This window comes from Halomonas sp. 707D4, assembly GCF_024158685.1.
Lineage (GTDB): Bacteria > Pseudomonadota > Gammaproteobacteria > Pseudomonadales > Halomonadaceae > Vreelandella.
This window is the reverse complement of the sequence record NZ_JAMZBD010000562.1, coordinates 1-1,781: the sequence shown is the minus strand read 5'-3', so window position 1 is coordinate 1,781 and position 1,781 is coordinate 1. Positions and strand designations below refer to the sequence as shown.

The window sequence follows — 1,781 nt, the reverse complement described above, 5'->3', positions numbered from 1 at the left end:
AGCCAGCAGGATGCGCTTCTGCCCCACGTGGAGTCCGGGCTTCTGACGCTGATCGGCGCGACCACCGAGAACCCCTCCTTCGAGGTGAACTCGGCGCTTCTGTCGCGCACGCGGGTCTACGTGCTCAAGTCGCTCACCGAAGAGGAGCTGATCCAGGTGATGCGCCAGGCGCTCGACGACGTCGAGCGCGGCCTGGGCAGTCGCGCCATCGCGGTGGAGGATGGCGTGCTCGAGGCGCTGGCCCGCGCCGCCGCCGGCGACGCGCGTCGAGCACTGGGGCTTCTGGAGACCGCCTGCGACTTCACCCGGGCAGAAAACGGCGGCGAGGTGCTCGCCAAGAGTGCGCTGGCGGACGTCATCGGCCACCAGTCCAGCGCCTTCGACAAGCAGGGAGACGCTTACTATGACCTGCTCTCGGCGATCCACAAGTCGGTGCGCTCCTCGCGCCCGGACGCGGCGCTTCTCTACATGGCGCGCTTCATCCAGGGCGGGGGCGACCCGCTCGACGTGGTGCGCAGGCTCAGCGCCATCGCCTCGGAAGACGTCGGCAACGCCGACCCGCGGGCGCTGCCGCTGGTGATCGCCGCCTGGGACGCCTACCTGCGCCTGGGCGACTACGAGGGCCAGCGGGCGATCGCCCACGCCGCCATCCACCTGGCGGTCGCGCCCAAGAGCAACCGCATCGACCAGGCCTGGAAGGCCGCCCAGCAGTTCGCGGCGAGCCAGCCACGGCTCGAAGTGCCCACCTACCTGCGCAACGCCCCGACCAAGCTGATGGAAGAGCTCGGCCACGGCGAAGGGTACCGCTACGCCCACAACGAGCCGGACGGCTACCCGGCGGGCAGCGCCCACGACTGCTGGCCCGAGGAGCTGCCCCGCGCGCGCTTCTATGACCCCAGCCCGTTCGGCCAGGAGAAGCGCTTTGGCGAGATCATGGCCTGGCGCGAAGCGAAGGATGCAGACGCAGATCGGGCGCCCTGAGGCGCCCGATCATGGTAAAGCGATGTGACGTGCGGCAGGATCAGAAGCTTTCGCGGATCACGTCGGTGCCTTCAGGAATCTCGAAATCGAACAGGCCACGGTCGATGCGACCGTTCTGGGTGACGCCGTTGAAGGTGATGGCGGTACGCTGGCCGGTGCTGTCGGTCATCAGAAGCTCGGTCAGGGTCTCGCCCTCGAACACCATGGAGAGCTCCTCGAACAGCGTATCCGTGGAGGTGGGAATCAGGGTGAAGGTGTCCTCGCCGCCTTGCTGCTCGTGGAAGACGTCGTAGTTGTTGGTCAGGTCACGGGCGCTTCCCGACAGCAACAGCGCCGGCGTGTGGGAGACGCGGTTGTCCATCGCCTGCACGGTGACCTGCTCCAGGTCCGGGTCGTACAGGTAGACGTCGCTACCGTTGGAGACGACGATCTGGGAATACGGCGCTTCGACTTCCCAGCGCAGCATGCCCGGGCGCGACAGCCACATTTCGCCGCGCGCGTCCTGCAGGCGCTCGCCACCGCTGCCGGTGATCTGCTGCTCGAAGCGCGCCTGATAGGTTTCCAGCGGCTCCAGACGCTCGGTCAGGCGCTCGGCGGCGTCGTTGGCGAGCGCCAGCGGCGAGGCGAAGCTCAGGCCCAGCGCGCTGGCGGCCAGCGCCAACGAAGAGGAACGTCGAGTGTCGATGTCGCTCATTACCATACTCCCTAGGCAAATTGCCAAATGGCGGGGTTACCCGCGTTGATGCGTTATCGGTCGGACCTTGCTACGTCCTTGTGTCCACACTCAGACGCCTTGTGCC

General features: G+C 67.3%; 2 protein-coding genes. One reads left to right on the top strand and one right to left on the bottom strand.

From position 1 onward, the window contains the following. Nucleotides 1-981 (top strand): replication-associated recombination protein A (locus BIS11_RS16575; protein WP_253586588.1); only part of this gene is annotated, 981 nt, incomplete at its 5' end. Between the two features lie 40 nt (nt 982-1,021). Here BIS11_RS16575 and lolA read toward each other — a convergent pair. After that, nucleotides 1,022-1,675, bottom strand: coding sequence for an outer membrane lipoprotein chaperone LolA (gene lolA, locus BIS11_RS16570; protein WP_253420258.1), 654 nt, complete (start codon nt 1,673-1,675; stop codon nt 1,022-1,024). Nucleotides 1,676-1,781: the final 106 nt, after the last annotated feature.

Bases quoted from the DNA above. Each gene is read 5' to 3' on its own strand.
- lolA (WP_253420258.1), bottom strand. From the start codon at position 1,675: ATGAGCGACATCGACACTCGACGTTCCTCTTCGTTGGCGCTGGCCGCC.